Annotated in this window: 16 protein-coding genes and 1 pseudogene; 7 read left to right on the top strand and 10 right to left on the bottom strand. The window is 71.9% G+C overall.

From position 1 onward, the window contains the following. Positions 1-2: 2 nt before the first annotated feature. From AB0I21_RS35370 to AB0I21_RS35355, 4 genes are all read right to left on the bottom strand, one after another. The gene (locus AB0I21_RS35370) at positions 3-1,421 is read right to left on the bottom strand and encodes a plastocyanin/azurin family copper-binding protein (protein WP_360567765.1); all 1,419 of its coding nucleotides are present in this window, start codon (positions 1,419-1,421) and stop codon (positions 3-5) included. Between the two features lie 23 nt (positions 1,422-1,444). Beyond that, positions 1,445-5,371 carry a ThuA domain-containing protein gene (locus AB0I21_RS35365; protein ID WP_360567763.1) on the bottom strand — a complete coding sequence of 1,309 codons (3,927 nt, stop codon included), beginning with the start codon at positions 5,369-5,371 and terminating at the stop codon, positions 1,445-1,447. 23 nt (positions 5,372-5,394) lie between these two features. Continuing rightward, positions 5,395-6,402, bottom strand: coding sequence for a multicopper oxidase domain-containing protein (locus AB0I21_RS35360; protein WP_360567762.1), 1,008 nt, complete (start codon positions 6,400-6,402; stop codon positions 5,395-5,397). A gap of 361 nt (positions 6,403-6,763) precedes the next feature. Then, positions 6,764-7,156 carry a hypothetical protein gene (locus tag AB0I21_RS35355; protein WP_360567760.1) on the bottom strand — a complete coding sequence of 131 codons (393 nt, stop codon included), beginning with the start codon at positions 7,154-7,156 and terminating at the stop codon, positions 6,764-6,766. Between the two features lie 221 nt (positions 7,157-7,377). Between AB0I21_RS35355 and AB0I21_RS35350 the strand changes: the two genes are divergently transcribed. Together AB0I21_RS35350 and AB0I21_RS35345 are read left to right on the top strand one after the other, a co-directional pair. Further along, positions 7,378-8,364, top strand: a complete 987-nt coding sequence (locus AB0I21_RS35350) for a zinc-dependent alcohol dehydrogenase family protein (protein WP_360567758.1) — start codon at positions 7,378-7,380, stop codon at positions 8,362-8,364. A 185-nt stretch (positions 8,365-8,549) separates the two neighbouring features. Beyond that, positions 8,550-9,083: a hypothetical protein gene (locus tag AB0I21_RS35345; RefSeq protein ID WP_360567757.1), complete on the top strand. Its 534-nt coding sequence runs from the start codon at positions 8,550-8,552 to the stop codon at positions 9,081-9,083. 134 nt (positions 9,084-9,217) lie between these two features. On the opposite strand, the gene AB0I21_RS35340 is transcribed toward AB0I21_RS35345, so the two are convergent. Next, positions 9,218-9,760: a hypothetical protein gene (locus tag AB0I21_RS35340; RefSeq protein WP_360567755.1), complete on the bottom strand. Its 543-nt coding sequence runs from the start codon at positions 9,758-9,760 to the stop codon at positions 9,218-9,220. Positions 9,761-9,912: 152 nt separating this feature from the next. On the opposite strand from AB0I21_RS35340, the pseudogene AB0I21_RS35335 reads away from it, so the two are divergent. The 3 genes and pseudogenes from AB0I21_RS35335 to AB0I21_RS35325 all read left to right on the top strand — a co-directional run. Continuing rightward, positions 9,913-10,314 (top strand): annotated as a pseudogene (locus tag AB0I21_RS35335) (carbohydrate-binding protein); the annotation flags it as partial. Between the two features lie 91 nt (positions 10,315-10,405). Continuing rightward, on the top strand, positions 10,406-10,984 hold the full coding sequence (locus tag AB0I21_RS35330; protein WP_360567753.1) for a copper resistance CopC family protein: 579 nt from the start codon (positions 10,406-10,408) through the stop codon (positions 10,982-10,984). A gap of 128 nt (positions 10,985-11,112) precedes the next feature. Continuing rightward, entirely contained in the window at positions 11,113-11,511 is a 399-nt protein-coding gene (locus tag AB0I21_RS35325) for a hypothetical protein (RefSeq protein ID WP_360567752.1), read from the top strand. A 10-nt stretch (positions 11,512-11,521) separates the two neighbouring features. Here AB0I21_RS35325 and AB0I21_RS35320 read toward each other — a convergent pair whose 3' ends face one another. The 4 genes from AB0I21_RS35320 to AB0I21_RS35305 all read right to left on the bottom strand — a co-directional run bounded on the left by AB0I21_RS35320 (position 11,522) and on the right by AB0I21_RS35305 (position 14,562). Continuing rightward, positions 11,522-12,328, bottom strand: a complete 807-nt coding sequence (locus AB0I21_RS35320; protein ID WP_360567750.1) for an alpha/beta hydrolase — start codon at positions 12,326-12,328, stop codon at positions 11,522-11,524. A 51-nt stretch (positions 12,329-12,379) separates the two neighbouring features. Continuing rightward, a complete protein-coding gene (locus AB0I21_RS35315) occupies positions 12,380-13,540 on the bottom strand; it encodes a DUF1996 domain-containing protein (RefSeq protein ID WP_360567748.1) in 1,161 nt (386 codons plus the stop codon). A 106-nt stretch (positions 13,541-13,646) separates the two neighbouring features. Beyond that, on the bottom strand, positions 13,647-13,934 hold the full coding sequence (locus AB0I21_RS35310; RefSeq protein ID WP_360567746.1) for a hypothetical protein: 288 nt from the start codon (positions 13,932-13,934) through the stop codon (positions 13,647-13,649). Then, entirely contained in the window at positions 13,921-14,562 is a 642-nt protein-coding gene (locus tag AB0I21_RS35305) for a hypothetical protein (protein ID WP_360567745.1), read from the bottom strand. The genes AB0I21_RS35310 and AB0I21_RS35305 overlap by 14 nt, the downstream gene beginning before the upstream one ends. A 96-nt stretch (positions 14,563-14,658) precedes the next feature. Here AB0I21_RS35305 and AB0I21_RS35300 point away from each other — a divergent pair, with 96 nt between their 5' ends. Continuing rightward, the gene (locus tag AB0I21_RS35300; RefSeq protein ID WP_360567743.1) at positions 14,659-15,207 is read left to right on the top strand and encodes a hypothetical protein; all 549 of its coding nucleotides are present in this window, start codon (positions 14,659-14,661) and stop codon (positions 15,205-15,207) included. A 62-nt stretch (positions 15,208-15,269) separates the two neighbouring features. Here AB0I21_RS35300 and AB0I21_RS35295 read toward each other — a convergent pair whose 3' ends face one another. Further along, positions 15,270-15,716: an Hsp20/alpha crystallin family protein gene (locus AB0I21_RS35295; RefSeq protein ID WP_360567741.1), complete on the bottom strand. Its 447-nt coding sequence runs from the start codon at positions 15,714-15,716 to the stop codon at positions 15,270-15,272. Positions 15,717-15,834: 118 nt separating this feature from the next. Here AB0I21_RS35295 and AB0I21_RS35290 point away from each other — a divergent pair, with 118 nt between their 5' ends. Next, entirely contained in the window at positions 15,835-16,452 is a 618-nt protein-coding gene (locus AB0I21_RS35290) for a hypothetical protein (protein WP_360567739.1), read from the top strand. Positions 16,453-16,580: the final 128 nt, after the last annotated feature.

Here is a 16,580-nt window from a genome sequence, read left to right as displayed (position 1 = left end):
CCTCATGAGACGGAAGAACGGGAGGCGGCGCGCACGATCGCGCCCTGGTTCCGGCGGGTGAGCACGCCGCTGGTCACCAGGGGCGCGGTGACGGCGTCGACGTGCCGGACGAAGGCGGCGTGGGACGGGTAGCCCGCGTGCTCGGCGATCAGGTCGTTGACGGTGCAGCCGTCGCCGGTGTCGACGTTGGCGACCCCGGAGTCGACCCCGCCGATGACGACGGTCGGCCGGTCGTCGGAGTTGGGGCAGGCGTCGGTGCCGGGCGGCACGACGGTGAACGTCACGGTCTGCGGGGCCGAGACGTTCGACGCCTGGTCGGTGGCCCGGTAGGCGACGCTGTGCGTACCAGCGGCGCTGACGACGACCGGAGCGCTGTACGCCGTCCAGGCCCCGCCGTCGAGGGCGTACTCGATCGAGCGGACCCCCGACTGGCTGTCGGTCGCGGTGATCGTGACGGTCGCCGGGCCGGTCCCGGTCACCGTCGCGGTCGCGGTCGGCGGCGTGGTGTCCTCCACCGGCGGCTCGGTGACGGTGAACATCACCATGCCCTCCGGCGAGCGGTTCCCGGCCACGTCGGTGGCGCGGTGGTGCAGCATGTGCGCGCCCGGGGCGGTGACGGTCACCGGCGCCGTGTACGGCACCCAGGCACCGCCGTCCAGCTGCGTCTCCACGGTGGCGACCCCGGATCCGCTGTCGGTGGCGGTGACCGTCACGGTCGCGGACCTGGTGCCGTCGCCGGCGACCACGGCGGTCACGGTCGGCGGCGTGGTGTCCACCGGCCCGGGTTCGGTGACGCTGAACGACACCGACCCGGTCGCCGACGTGTTGCCGGCGACGTCCGTGGCGCGGTACTGCACCGAGTGGTCGCCGACCGCGGTCACCACCACCGGCGCGGTGTAGGGCTGGAAGCTCGTGTCGTCGAGCTGGTACTCCACCGACGCCACCCCTGACCCGCTGTCGGTCGCGGTGACCGTGACGGTCTTGGCGAAGGTGCCGGTGACGGTCGCGGTGACCGTCGGCGGGGTGGTGTCCCCACCACCGCCGCCGGTGACCACGAGCTCGCCGACCATCAGGCTGTGCCCGGGGATGGAGCAGAAGTAGCGGTACCGGCCGGGCGTCAGCGTGACGGCGACCTCGTGCCGGCCGTTGCCGGCGTCGAACGGGTTGGCGAGGATGTTGACGCTGACGTCGTGGTTGTACCCCTCCGTCGAGGTGTCGAAGGTGAGCGTGTGCGGCATCCCGGTGGTGTTGCCGGTCGCCGCGCTGTTCTCGAACACGATCGTCGCCGACCCGGCCACGGCCTCGGTGGGCGCCGTCTTGTACCGGGTGATCTCCCCGTCGGTCGTCCAGGTGAGGACCTGGTCGGCGGCACGCGCGGGCGAAGGTCCGACCACGAGCATCGGCAACAGCGCCAGAAGCACGCTCAGAAACACCCGACGCGCGATCACAGCGACCTCACCCGCAGGTTGCGGAACTCCATGATGTCGGTCGTGCCGTGGTTCTGCAGGCCGAGGAAGCCGCTGGTGAACTGCCGCAGATCCGTGGACGGGTCGCCGGCGCGGGAGGACTGCTTGCCGGGCGTGTTGTCGAACTCGTTGATCACCACGCCGTTGCGCGCGATCGTGTAGTGCTGCCCGACGACGCGGACCTCATATTCGTTCCACACACCTTTCGCGGTCGCGCCCCCGGTCGTCGGCACCGGGTCGAAGTTGTAGATGGAGCCGGTCTTCTGCGGTTCGCCGGTGTCGCCGTCGTACAGCTGGATCTCGTGCCCGCAGTAGATGGCGACCCAGGCCTGGGACGTGCGGGCCGAGCCGACGGTCCCGCAGCTGCCCGCCGGCCGCTGCTCCAGGGGCGTCCGCGGGTCGGGGAACCGGGCGAAGACGCCGCTGTTGGCGCGGGCCGTCCCCGGGGCCATGTCCCGGAACTGGAGCTTGAACGAGAAGTCCCCGTACTGCTTCGCGCCGTACCAGAGCATCCCGAGCCCGCCGTCGGTGCGCAGCGTCCCGTCGGCCTGGAGCACGAACTGCCCCGACGGCGCCTGCACCCATCCGCGCAGCGACTCCGGGGTGCCGTCGAAGATCGCGTCATAGCCGGTGTCGCCGGTCCGTCCGATCGGTCCGGCGGCCGCGGTGCGGGTGAGCGTCCCCGCCTCCCGCCCGTTGAGCACCCCGGCGGCCATCAGGCGGTCGGCGACCGCGGAGACGTGCCGCACGAAGCCGTCGTGGTCGGCCCAGGTGCTCTCGTCGTCGATGAGGTCGTCGACGGTGCAGTGCCCGCCGGCGGTGCGGTTGGCGACGCCGGTGTCGGTGTCGCCGAGGCGGACCGTGGCGCCGCTGTCCGGCACGGCGCAGTCCACGTCGACGGTGGTGCGCACCTCGACCGTCGCCCCGCCGGCATACGTGACGGTGAGTTTCGCGGTGTACGAGCCGACCTTCGCATACGTGTGCCGCGGGTTCGCCTCGGTGGACGTGCCGCCGTCGCCGAAGTCCCAGCGCCACGAGACGCCGCCGGAGCGGGAGCCGTTGAACGCGTAGGTGAGCGGCTTGTTGTGCACCGCCACCGCCGTCGCCGCCGGCACCGGGGTCGCCGGGCCGCCCTGGTACGCCACCCGGATCAGCTTCTGGTTGGGGTGCAGGCTGAAGAAGCCGCCGCCGTAGTCGAGCATGTACAGGGCGCCGTCCGCGCCGAACTTCGCGTCCATCCAGCTCTGCAGCCGGTTGTCGCCGCTGCCGGACGGGATGATGGCGCGCAGCGACTCGGCGAAGACCGGCGGCGCCGCCGCGGCCACCCCGGCCGGGTCGACGGTGACCGCGATCCGGTTGCTGGCGTTGGACTCGTCGCCGATGAACCACTTGCCGTCCCAGTACGCCGGCCACGCGACGCCGCTGTTCTGGTTCACCAGCTCACGGTGGTAGCTGGGGCCGGACATGACGGCCTGCCCGCCGCCGCGCAGGTAGGGCTGCGTGTAGGTGGCGTCGGCCGCGACGTACGTCGGGACGCCGCTGCCGTCGGCGCGCAGGGGGAAGACCGGGCCGCCGCCGTCCGGCGAGTACCAGATCATGTTGTTCTTCACCGGCGGCAGGTCGACCAGGCCCGTGTTGCGGGGCGAGGTGTTGCGCGGGTGGGCGCAGTCGTACCAGCCGGTGAGGACGGTCGCGTCGGTGTCGCTGCGGTCGCGGTACGGCTGCCCGTTGCCCATGCAGTACGGCCAGCCGTGGTTGCCCGCCTCGGTGATGACGGTCGCCGTCTCATACTTGGCCGGGCCGAGCGTCGGGCTCGGCGCCGCCGCGTCCGGGCCGACCCACGCGGCGGTGAGCCAGTTCCGGACCGGGTCCCACTGCAGCCGGGCGATGTTGCGCACGCCCATCACGTAGATCTCGGGGCGGGTCTTGTCGGTGCCGGGCGGGAACAGGTTCCCGGACGGGATCGTGTACGTGCCGCCGGGCTCCGGGTGGATGCGCAGGATCTTGCCGTTGAGGTCGTTGGTGTTGCCGGCGGTGCGCCGCGCGTCCTGGAACGACGTGCCCGCGAACTCGGCGGTCCAGTTGTTGCCGGAGTAGCCGCTGGAGCCCTCGGAGGAGTTGCTGTCACCGGAGCCGACGTACAGGTTGCCGGCCTCGTCGAACGCCATCCCGCCGCCGGCGTGGCAGCAGCTGTGGATCTGCACCGGCCACTGGATGAGGTCCTTGCGGGTGGCCTGGTCGATGCTCTGCGCCGACTTGTCGAAGGTGAACCGCGAGATCGTCCGCTGCCCGATCCTGGTCTCCCGGTTGATGGAGGCGTGCGGCATCCAGTACACGTACAGCCAGCCGTTCTGCGCGAAGCCGGGGTCGGCGACGACACCGAGCAGCCCCTCCTCGTTCTTCACCAGCTCCGAGCCGCTGCCGCGGTTGCCCATGACCGGCAGGGTGGTCAGCAGCTTCACGGTCTTCGCCGCCGGGTCGTACCGGTGGATGGTGCCGCAGCCGAGACCGACATTGGGGTTGGCCCAGTCGACGACCGGCCCGCTCGGGCAGGCGGCCTTGCCGACGTAGAAGATCGACCCGTCCGGGGCGACGGTCAGTCCGTGTGCCTCGCCGATCTGGTCCAGCTGCCCGGTCTGGTTCGCGGCGGTGAGCCGCTCGACGCGGTAGTTGGCGGCGATCGTCGCCTGGCAGTCGCCGCGCTCGACGCCGGTGGTCCAGCGCAGCGCGCCGCCGAGGTGGGCGCGGAAGTCCCGCTCGGCGTAGCTGCCCTCGGTGTGGCCCATGCCGGTGTAGAAGGACCGGCCGCCGTCGTAGTCGCGGCACCACGACACCGGGTGGAACGGGCCGTTGGCGCCGGAGCCGGCGACGTGCTTCCACTCCTCGACCTGCGCGACGGTGTGCACCGTGCCGACCGGGTTCGGATCCCAGTTGTACCAGCGGTCGGAGCGGGTCACCTTCAGCGGCAGCGACGCGGTCGCCGGGTGCTGCCGGTCCAGGACGTCCACCACGCCCGCCTGCACGACCGGCGGCGCGGGCGGCTCGGCGGCACCGGCGAAGAGGCGCAGGTCGGCGAGCTGGATGCTCGGCTCGCCGCTGTTGGCGGTGATGTTCAGCCGGTACCGCGGGTACACGGTGGTGTTGGCGATGTCGAACCGGCGGGTCTGGAACCGCTCGGCGAACGTCTGCCCCGTCCGCCGGTCCAGGTCGACCCACGTCTGCCCGTCGGTGGAGCCCTGCAGGGTCCAGTCCCTCGGGTCACGGCCGGGGAAGTCGTTGGCCGACGTGAGCGCGTAGCCGTTCACGGCCTCCGGGGAGCTCAGCTGGTACGCCACCCAGCCAGTCGTGGCGAACGTCAGCCACTTGGTGCCGGAGTTGCCGTCGGTGAGCTTCTCCTTCGTCTCGTTCGGCGGGTTCTCGGCACTGGCGGTCACGGCGCTGACGGGCAGCGCGTTGGGGATCGCGCCGACCGGGCGGGTGCCGATGAGCCCGGTGAACCAGGTCGAGTCGGGCTGGGCCTTGGCGGCGTCGCCGATGCCGAGGAATCCGTTGCCGGCCTTGACGTAGGCCTGCAGCGCGGTCTCCTGGTCGCGGCTGAGCACCGCGCCGGCGGCGGAGAGGAAGACGACGCCGCGGTACTTGGCGAGGTTGTCCGCGGTGAAGACGGCGGGGTTCTCCGACTCGGTCACCTCGATGCCGCTGTCGGCTCCTACCTCGGTGATCTCTTCGGCGGCGCGGGCCACCGGGTCCAGCTGCTCGATGGCGGGGCCGTGGAACAGCAGGACCTTCGGCTGTTCGGCGGGCGGCGCGGCTTCCGCTTGGGCGTCGAAGGTCGGTTGGGCGGTGTTCAGCAGGGTCAGCGCGACGGCGGCGGCGACCGCGCGCCGCCATTGGGTGAACCTCATCGGGCTCCTTCGTCGGTGGGTCGTCAGCCGCCGTGCACGTGGCCGTGCGGCTGGGCTGCCGCTGCGGCGGCGGGGTCGTGCACGTGGCCGTGGAAACGGTCGATGGCCTCCTGGGCGCCGGGCGGCATGCTGCCGTCGGCGTCGCGCACCAGGAACAGGCCGGCCATGCCGGTGTCGGAGTGGGCCTGGACGTGGCAGTGGTACATCCACGCGCCCGGCCCGACGCCCTCCCCGGCGAGCACCTGGAACCCGAACGAGCTGCCCGGGTTGAGGTCCTTGTTGTCGATGACGAGGCTCGGGTCGGCGGGGCCCTCGAGCATCCCGGTCCGGTTGTCCGCCCACCGGTGGGCGTGCAGGTGGAACGTGTGGAAGAGGCTGCCGTGGCCGATGGCGGTCCACTCGACCCGCTGCCCGAGGTTCGCCTCGAACATCGGCGTGTCCGGCGCCACCTTGTTGTTGATCTGCATGTCGTTGAACACGACGGTGAACTGCTTGTCGGGCAGGATGTCGCCGCGGCGGCGGACGGTCAGCGCGCCGTACAGCCCGCGCGCCACGCCGCCGGTGCCGTGGTCGGTGCCCATCGCGTGGTCGTGGTAGTGCCAGTAGCCGGCGCTGCCGGGCATGAACCGCCGCCCCGCCGCGGCCGTCATCTCGTGCGAGCGCCAGGTGTAGGTCCTGGTCTCGCCGGGGTTGTTGAACGAGGCGTGCAGCGGGCTGCCGTCGGACTCGGTGCTGTAGTCGACGCCGTGCGGGTGGATCGACAGCCGCTGGTTCGTCGTGTTGACCAGGGTGACCTCGAGCGTGTCGCCCTCGTACATCTCCAGCGTCGGCCCCGGGACGGTGGCCTGTCCGGGGGCGAGCCCGTAGCCGTACAGGTTGCCCGGCAGCGCCTCGGCGTAGATCGTCACCTTGCGGGTCGCCCCCACGGCCATCGCGGGTAAGCCCTGCTGCTGCGGGGACCGGGCGAGCGCGGGCGTCAGCGCGGTGCCGAACCCGGCCGCCGATGCCGCCAGAGCACCCCCCACCAGCATCGATCTGCGCGACGTACGTCGACGGAACATCCATCCCCCTCCGCTCTCTCGCGAGGGGGCCGTGCGCCGGGCAGGGTCGATCACCACCCGGCATCCCCCGTCACGAGACATCAATCGACTTCTGTCGATTCGCTGCCAACTTATGTACGGGGCGAGCAAAAGTAAAGACTTCCATCTACAAAGATGGCACTCTATGAACAGAAGTCACTGTAGTGCACGAACCGGACACCCGGATATGTAAAATCTTGCCCTAGCCACCCGCCGACGGGGCGCCCGGCCGCCCCCTCACGCCATGGACGATGCACTGGTGGTCAGCGCACCGGCTCGCCGGCGAACCACTGAATACCGAAGCGGAACATGGTCAGGCGGTCGAGGAGGGTGGGAGGGCGAAGACGTCGCCGGTGCGGAAGCAGTCCCAGCCGGCCGGCAAGGGGTCCGGTTCGTCGATGACGGCCTGGGCGCGGAAGCCGCCGGCTTCCAGGCCGTCGGTGGTAAAGCCGGCGAGGCGGGCTTCGAGGGGCTCACCGACGCCGGCGTGCTCCAGGACGGTGAAGATGGCGTCGGCGGCGCAGGTGACGACGGCGGCCGCGTCCTCGGGTGTCGCCTCTGGGTGCAGGTCGAGGTGGAGCCGGCGGGCGGCGGCAAGGAGGCGGGCGGCGTCGGTCACGGTGAAGTCGTAGCGGAGGCGGACGGACAGGCGCATCCCGTCGCGGAGCGGGTCGCCGCCGTCGATGGAGAACTGAGCCTCGTCCATCGCGTCACGATAGCTGTGGCGGAAGGTGTTGGAGGCGCGGCGGGTGAAGCGAGGGCGGCCACCTGGGCCGCGAGGCGGCTGATTGCCGCTGACCGAACGTCCTGCGATGAGTCGGCAACTCATGGCAGGAGCGACCGGCGCCGGATCACCCGCTTCAGCGGCATGCCGTGGTGTGGGTGGGGCATACCGCTGAGGTAGTGCGCAGCCGGCCTGGAGGGCTCATGTCGCAGTTGCTTGTCACGTCGTACGGCGATCCGCGCCGGTCCGTGTCGCTGGAGCGCACGGCCCACCCGGCGCTGGGGACCGACGACGTCCTGGTCGAGATGGAGGCCGCACCGGTCAATCCGTCCGACCTGCTGCTCGTCCGGGGTGACTATGGGATGCGGCCGTCGCTGCCGAGCCCGCTCGGCGGCGAGGGAGTGGGTCGGGTGATCGACGCCGGCGGGGGTGCGGGCCAGCACCTGGTCGGGCGGAAGGTGGTCATTCTGCCCAACTACGAGCAGGGCACCTGGGCGGACCAGGTGACCACGGGGTACCGCAACGTCGTGCCGATCCGGGAGGACGGCGACCCGCTGCAACTCGCCATGCTGCCGATCAACCCGGCGACCGCGTACCTGCTGCTGCACAAGTTCGCCACGCTGGCTCCCGGCGACTGGGTCGGCCTCAACGCCGCCAACTCCGCTGTCGGGCTGTGCGTCATCGCCCTCGCCCGGCTGCGGGGCTTCAAGACGCTCAACGTCGTGCGACGCGAGGCCGCCGCCGAAACGGTGCGTGACGCCGGCGGCGACCGGGTGATCGTCGCCGGAGACGATCTGCCCGCGCAGATCGCGGACGCGCTGGACGGCGCGGAGCTCGGGCTCGCCCTGGACGCCACGGCCGGACGAACGGTCGCCGACCTCGCCGCGGCGCTGAGGTTCGGGGGTGCGATCGTCAGCTACGCCTTCGCGACCGACGCGCCGCCCGCCGTCCGCGCCCACGACCTCATCTTCAACGAGGTGACGCACACCGGGTTCTGGCTGCTCAACTGGCTGCGCCACGCTCCACGCACCGAGATCGAGCAGACCTACCGGGCACTCAACGACCTCGTCGCCGACGGCGACCTGACCGTCCCGGTCGACGCGACCTACCGCCTGGACGAGTACCACGAGGCGATCGAACACGCGATGGCACCGGGACGCCACGGAAAGATCCTGTTCACGTTCGCCTGAAGTATCCCGGAGGCGAACCGCCGCGGTCACGTTCTGCCAGGGCGGGCCGCGGTGCGTGGGCCGACGGCGCCCCCGGAGTGATTGACGCTCGCCGAGTGGTGCGTCGGTGCGACAGTTGGGCCATGACTTGGGGAGCGGTTGCCGCCGCGGCGCTTACTTCGCTGCTTACTCTCGCGGGAGGGTTGGTGCTGTTGCAGGTCCAGACCATCACCAAGGCTGCGGAAGAACGACGGGCAGACCGTAGGCAGTGGCATGACGAGGCGGTCAATGTGATCGTCGATGTCGCAACCCTGACATTGGATGCCGGCGTGTTGGCGCTTGGCCTTCCCGTGCTGTCCGCGGATGGCACGCCGTCTGATCTCAACAGCGAATGGGCAGGCCTTCAGGCGCGGTGGATGACAGAGCTTCGACGGCGGTTGCAGAGAATCGCCCGAGGGCATCCTGACGCCGGAATGCAGATCGAGGCGGTTCGCGTCGGGGACGCTACCATTCGCGCGCTCCAGGTCGCATTTGATTCCATCAGGGCTCCTCGTGAGCATGACGAAGAACATCTGCTCCGAGTCTTCGAAATGGAGATCATGCCGGCGGCGCGATCCTACGTGCGGTGTCTTCACGGCGGCGACGAAAGGGAGGATGAGCAGCCCGCGTCGACGCTACGCCGGATTCGCGACACGTACCGTGAAAGCGGCATCTTCCTGAGGCCATCCGAAATTTCTTGACAGCGCGGACACCGTCGCACAGGCACGGCACCTGTCGAGGCGTCGGCGGCGATGCAACGCCTCAGCGGGCGGCGGTCTTCGCCTGGTACATGGCGGTGTCGGCGGCGGAGAGGATCTCGTCGGCGGTGGCGCGGTCACCGCACGGGGTGCAGCCGATGCTGACGCCGATCCGCACGAGCTGGCCGGCGGCCGTCCTCGACCTGGCTCTCGACGACGCCGGTGACCGCGAGCAGACCCCGGTCGCTGGCGTTGACCTTCGCCGGCACGACGAAGACCGTCTCGCCTGGACCGGCCGCGTCGATCAGCCCGGCCGGCGGGAACGCGCGCACCTCGAAGGTGCCGCCGCCGATCGCCGGGCCGGGGTGGCGGCGCCAGCCGTCCGTGACGTCGAGCCGCCCTGCCGCGGCCCAGAGCCCGAGGGAGCCGGCGGTCGCCGGGGTGACGGACAGCCAGCCGAGGTCCCGCGGGTCGGATCGGCGGTTGTAGAGCAGCGCCATCGAGAGGTCGTAGTGGGCGCCGACCGTGGAGCGCAGCCGCCACCGGTCGCCGAAGTTGGCGACCTGCCGGACCCGCACGACGGCGAGGATCAGCTCCTGGACGCAGCCGTCGAGGCGCCGGGCCGTGGCGACGTCGGCGGCGGGCACCTGCTGGACGTACTCCTGGACGGCGCGGGCCACGATCCGCAGGCCTTCCGGCTGGGCCTGCAGGGCGTAGAGCGCGAGCAGCGCGGCGGTCGCGCCGGCGTGGTCCGGGGGGCGCCCGGCGGCCGCCGCGCCGGCCAGGTCGACGGCCTTGGCGAGGACGGTGAGGTGTTCGCGCGACCCAGACCGGCGGCGGCCGCAGCGCCTACAGCACCATCCAGGCCGAGTCCTACAACGCGCAGTCCGGCGTCGTGCCCGGCAGCGACCAGATCGGGTACCTCGCCAACGGTGACTGGGCCCGCTACGACAACGTGGACTTCGGCACCACCTCGCCGAAGGACTTCCTCGCCCGCGTCTCCTCCGGCGCCGCCGGCGGCGTCAGCGGCACCGTCGAGGTCCGCCTCGACAACGTCGGCAACGCGCCGGTCGCGAGCTTCGCCGTCGCCGACACCGGCGGCTGGAGCAGCTTCCGCGAGATCCCGGGCAACCTGACGTCGCAGGTCACCGGCCGGCACACGGTGTTCCTGCGCTTCAGCAGCGGGCAGCCGGCCGACTTCGTCAACGTCGACTGGTTCGTCTTCCGCAGGTAGCACCCCATGAGCGCCGGTGGTCACAGTGGATGCGGCCCGCTGTGACCACCGGCTTCCAGGTCCGCGCCGCGCCCCATGCCAGGATTGGCGCATGCGACTGCACGCGACGCTCCGCGCGACCCTGGCCGCCGCCGCGGCGACGCTCCTCATCCTGCTGCCGCCGGCCCCGGCGTGGGCACACACGACGCTCACCAAGAGCGACCCGGCCGCGGGCGCCACGGTCAGCACGCCGATCGCCGCGGTGACGCTGACGTTCACGGAGATGGTGAAACAGCAGGCGAGCACCGTCGAGGTGACCGGTGCCGACGGCGTCTCGTACGGCGAGGGCACCCCCAGATCGGTGAACAAGACCCTCACGCAGGCGGTCCGGCCGCTGCCGCCGGGTCCGGTGACGGTCGTGTGGCGCACGGCCGCCGGCGACGGGCACCCGCTGGAGGGCAGGTTCACGTTCACCAACGCCGCGCCGGCCCCGACGAGCGCGGCGCCGTCGCCCTCGCCTTCGCCGTCCGCCGCCCCTTCCAGCGAGCCCCCGTCGACGGCCGCCGCCGAGCCGGCGGCCAAGAACGAGGACGGCGGCGGCATCGCCGGGCTGCTGTGGGCGGCGCTGGGCGCGGCCGCGGTGGTCGCCGCCGGCATCGCGGTCTGGCAGCGGCGACGCCGCACCAGGTGACCCTCGCCCGGACGCGGGCGGGCCGTTAGGCTTACGCCCGTCCGCATCTCCGGCTCGGCGGCCGGGGCGGGCTACCGGTGTGCGGCGCACCGGGCCATGCCCTGCCCTGCTCCCGTGAGGAACCCGCCGTGCCCACCACCACCGAGGTCGCGCCCACCCGGTCGCGCGACGCCGTCTTCCGGCTCGTCGCCGTCGCCATCCTGATCGCCGCGGGCGTCGTCGCCTGGGTGCTGTTCCGCGGCGGTACCGGCGAAACACCACCACAGGACCGGTCGATCACGGTCTCGATCACCGGCGGCCGGGTCGAGCCGCCCGTCGGCCGGGTCGAGGTGGGCAAGGGCAGCACGATCCGGCTCACCGTCACCTCCGACGTGCCCGACGAGCTGCACGTCCACGGCTACGACCGCAAGGCCGTCCTCGAAGCGGGCCGGCCGGCGACGCTGGAGTTCCGCGCCGACACGACCGGCATGTTCGAGGTCGAGACGCACTCCGGCCACCTGCTGCTGGTACAGCTGGTCGTGCGCTGATCAGCCTTGCTCAGCCCTTGAAGAACGTCAGCATCGCGTCGTTGACGGCGTCGGGCTGCTCCAGGTAGCCGTAGTGGCCGGCGGCGGGGATCTCGGCGTACTGGGCGCCGGGGATCGCGCCGGCCAGCTCACGGCCGCGGGCCGCCGGCGCCATCACGTCGTCCGCGAACGACAGCACCAGCGTCGGGGTGCCGATCCGCCGGTACGCGCCGAGCCGGTCCGTGTCGAGCTCGACGTCGAGCTGCGGGCGCAGGCCGGCGTCGGTCACGTCTGCCGGGGACATCTCGAACAGGTCGAGCCAGTCCTGCACCGCCTGCTCGTCCTGCAGCGTGCTCGGCGACAGGTTCTGCACCGCGCGCGTCGTCGCGTCGTACACGCCGGGGAGGCGGACGCGCTCGTCGTACAGGGCGCGCTCGGCGGCGGCGAGCGCCCGTGACATCGCGTCGGGGCGGCCCCGGCTCGCCATCAGCACCGCCTGGGTGGCCAGGTCGGGCCGGGCCAGCAGCAGCTCCTGCACGACGTGCGCGCCCATCGACGAGCCGACCAGCCGGCACGGCCCGCCGACGAGCCGCTCGATCAGGCCGGCCGTGTCGGCGACCAGGTCGTCGACGGTGAGCCCGGTCTTCGCCGGGTCGCTCGGCGACACGCCGCGGTTGTCGAAGGTGATCGCCCGGTAGCCGGCGGCGACCAGCGCGGGCACCTGATGCAGCCGCCACGTGCGGCCGCGCGCGGCGGTGCCGGCGACCAGCACCACGGCGTCGCCGCTGCCGGACTCCTCGTAGTTCAGCGTCACGGCACCGACGTTCACGAACGGCACGGCCAATCCCCCCTGTGGCAAAGTAAGGAGAGCCTAACCGATGCCGCCGTCCTACTGCTGGTAGCCGTTGTTGTCGCAGGTACGGCGCTGCAGGATGCAGTTCTTCGTGCGCTTGTTCATGGTGGCGGCGTCCCACATCACGAACGCGTCGCCGTGCATCGAGGAGGCGCTCCTGCCCTCCTTGTCCGAGGACAGGTAGTAGCCCTGCTGGGTGCCCTTCGCGCCGTACTGGATGTCGAAGGTGATCGCCGGGATCTTCACCGGGTGGCTGGCCGGGCAGGCGTTGCCCGAGCCGTGCTTGACGTGGTCCTTGTGGTTCGGGCTGTCCAGGTGCTTGCCGTCCCAGCAGTCCGGGAACTGCATCATGAAGTGCAGCGTGGCGTCGCCGCCGCAGATGGGCCAGTTGCCGTTGGTGCTGCGCGCGACGCCGTCGAGGTCGCCGGGGCCGTAGAAGGCGCAGTAGAACTGGCCCTGCGCCCCGCGCGGCGTCGGCTGCCGCTTCGTGGCGTCGCCGCTGATCATCCGCAGCCCGTTGGGCATCGGTAGCTGACCGGCCGACGTGTTCATCAGCGACCGGTAGTAGACCCGGAAGCCGGTGGTCTCGACGGGTTTGTTCGTCGCGGCGTCGTACAGCGTCGGCACCCAGTACGCGGAGTGGTCCTGGACCGGCTTGCACGTCGTGGCCGTGAACTTCGTCAGGTCCTCGGGCGTCGTGGCGGCGGTGACGGCCTTGTTCCCGACGAACGAGTGCATGTGCGACGAGCCGGGGAGCCCGGGGAAGACGATCGGGTCGTCGGCGAGGGAGTGGCTGTACTGGCAGTCCGCCCGGAACTCGGCCAGGTTGCCCACCCCCGCCGGCACCGGGTCGGTCTTGAGCGCCTGGTACGCGTCGACCTGCGCCTTCCACGCCGCCGCGTCCACCGGGATCCACCCCGTCGCGGGCGCCTTGGCGGTGGCGGACTTCGACGCCGCGGCGCTCGCGCTCGTGGCGGCCGACGCGGACCCCGACGGCGCGGGCGCCGCACCGATCACAGCGCCGGATTCCGCCGGCACCGGCGACGAATCCGCAACGGAGTGGGGCTTCGCCGATCCGGGCGACGTGGCGAGGTAGACCGCGGCCGCGCCGGCCACGACGATCAGGCCCGCCGCCGCCATCACCACCTTGCTCCGGCCGAGCCGCCAGGGAACGCCGTGGTTCGACGCGTACGACAACGGATGACTCCCCACAAGCGCGGACGGTGCACGACCGCCGTGATCGTAGGCGCCTCCGCCCCATGCCCGACAGAGATCTAAAGCAACCTTAATCCACGACCCGAATTTAGCGCCCGTAGGATCGACGGGCGAGCAGCTCGGCGGCCACCTCGTCGACCGCCGTGGTCGCGCCCACGGCTCGCAGGGCGGCCGCCACGGGGGCAGGGTCGCCGCCGCCGTTCTCGCCTTTGCCGAACGCCGGCAGTGCCAGGAGCAGGTGCACCGGATCGGTGGGCAGCAGTCCCCACGTGGCCGACGGCGACCAGGAACGCGGGCCAGAACAGCTCGTCCTCCAGCCAGGGCAGGCGTCGACCAGCGGCGCGTCCTGGCCGGGCAGGTAGTCAGGAAGCTGCATCGGTGGCCGCCCGGACCTCGTCGAGATGGATGCGGGCGGCCTCGGCATACGTCTCGTGGCGGAGCCAGCCGTTGGCGAGCGACGGCAGGCCCGCGGACGCGGCGCGGGCCGCGCGGGCTGGGTCGTGCCTTCCGAGCTGGCCGCAGTCCCACTCGATGCGCAGCCCTTCGAGCGGCCGATCCACCGGCCGCGCGACCTCGGCCAGGAGGTCCTCGCCGGCGAAGCCGAGCCCGCGGATCCAGTCGACGCGCGCCGCGGTGACGGGTGCGCCGTACGCGCGGTCGATCCAGGCGAGCTGGAACGCGGCGTGCGCCGACGGCTCGACCAGCAGGACGCCGGCGTACGCGTCGAACGCCCCGCCCAGCATGGTCTCGATCCGCCCGCGCAGGAACGCGTCGTCGGCGTCCTCGATCCGCCGCACGCCCCCTTCGCCCCCGATCAGTGCCCTCCCTCGTTCGCCGAAGTTCGCGAAGGCCGTGATGACGGCGTGCCGCTCCGACACGCTGAGGCGGTCCTCGTGCAGCATCGGCAGCAGGTGTACCAGCAGCGCCTCGTCTCCGAGCGCGCCGATCGCCTCCGGTACCGCGGCGCCGAACCGCAGACCGGGCCACCGCTCCCTCGCCCCCAACGTACGCCAGGACTTCCGGACGTATCCCCACGTGCGTGGCCGTCCGCGCGCGTATGGTCGGTCGCATCGGCCCGGTGCCGGATCGGGGGCGGTGCCGTGAGGCTGAAGCATTGGCGGGTCTGGCCGGTGCCCGTGGCCGGGGCGCTGGTCCTCGTCAGCAGCCTCACCCCGTGGTGGACCCTGGACATCGCCGACGGTGGTGCGCTCGCCGAAGGCGGGATCGGCGCCGTCACCGCATGGGAGACCTCGGGCTGGTGGCCGGTCGCCGTCACCATCGGACTGCTCATCGCCGTGACCTGGACCGGGTGGCGTCTGGCGCGCGGCGAGGTGCCAGGCCGCGTCAGCGGCATGCTCGCACTGGCCAGCCTGGCACCGATCGTCCTGTGCGTGCGCCAGTGGCGCGGCATCCAGCCGCCGCCGCTACCGGAGCCGGACACCGCGCCGGAGCTGTCCGCCACCGCGTACATCCATCGGGGCGACCCGTTCACGACGCCAGGCCTGGACCCCGACCACCTCTACCTCGACGAGGGCGGCCTGGTCCCGCAAGGCCCTGGCTGGGGTCTGTACGCCGCAATCGCCTGCCTGGCACTGCTCACCGTCGCGCTGACGCTCAACGCCGCCCGTCCGGGATCCCGCCGGGCTTGAGGCGCTCCACGGCGGCCGGTGGCTCGGCGCTGTGCCACCGGCCGCCGGGAGCGGGCCCGGGATCAGCCGTTCAGGACCTTCTGCTCGTGCTCGGTGTGGCCGCCGACCGAGATCTTGCGGGGCTTGGCCTTCTCCGCGATCGGGATCCGCAGCGCGAGGACGCCGTTGTGGTACGTCGCGTCGATGCGGTCCGTGTCCAGCGCGTCGCCGAGGAACATCTGCCGGGAGAAGACGCCGAGCGGCCGCTCGCTCAGGGTCGCCTGGGCGTGCTCGCCGAGGTCGACGGGGCGCCGCTCCGCGCGGACGGTCAGCACGTTGCGCTCGATGTCGATGTCGATCGCGTCCTTGTCCACGCCGGGCAGGTCGAACACGATCACGAACTCGTCGCCGTTGCGATACGCGTCGGCCGGCATGGCCGTCGGCCGGGACCACGTGCCGGTCGCGGGAGCGCCGAAGATCTGCTGGGCGAGCCGGTTGACCTCGGTGAAGGGTTCGCTGCGCATCAACATTGGGGCCACCTCCTGGGTCTCGACTGATTGGTCAATGCGCGATACCTTGGTTGTAGCATGTCATCGTTCCGATGACAAGCCGAATGTCAACGAACCTACGACATCAGGCAGGACATGTATGACGACCAGCGCGAACACCGCCCTGACCGCGGCCGTCGCCGTCGTCGCCGCGATGACCGAACGCGCCGCGACCGGCGACGCCGACCCGGTCGACCCGGCCGCCATCCTGGAGTCCCTCGTGCTGCTGCGCCGGGCACAGGAGCAGCTCGCCGAGGCGGAGCCGGTGCTGATCGCCGCCGCCAGGCGCGCCGGCGTGAGCTGGCAGGCCCTCGCCCCGGCGCTCGGCGTCGCCAGCCGCCAGGCCGCCGAGCGCCGCTACCTGCGGGCCGCGTCCACCACCGGCGGCGACACCCGCGAGGACCGCGTCCGCGCCGAGCGCGACCACCGCGCCGGCGTCCGCGCCGTCGCCCGCTGGACCGCGGACAACACCGCCGACCTGCGCCGCCTCGCGGCCCAGGTGGCCGCCCTCGCGGACGCGCCCGCCGCCGCGACCGAGGACCTCCACCGCCTCCACCACGCCCTCGCCGACCCCGACGCCACCGCCCTGCCCGCCCTCCTCGCCGCCGCCCGCCCACACCTCGACCACCACCCCACCCTGGCCGACCAGATCGACCAGGTCACCGCCAGCACCGACGCCGTCCTACGCCACACCCAACACCACCGCGACCACCACTGACCCGCCAACCCACGGCCGCCCGTCGCTACAGTCCAGCACCGACGCCGTCCTACGCCACACCCAACACCACCGCGACCACCACTGACCCGCCACCCCACGGCCGCCCGTCGCTACAGTCCAGCACCGAC

Origin of the sequence: Dactylosporangium sp. NPDC050588 (genome assembly GCF_040654975.1) — a bacterium.
Lineage (GTDB): Bacteria > Actinomycetota > Actinomycetes > Mycobacteriales > Micromonosporaceae > Dactylosporangium > Dactylosporangium maewongense.
Note: the sequence above shows the minus strand (reverse complement) of the source record. Positions and strands in the feature narration are given on the sequence as shown.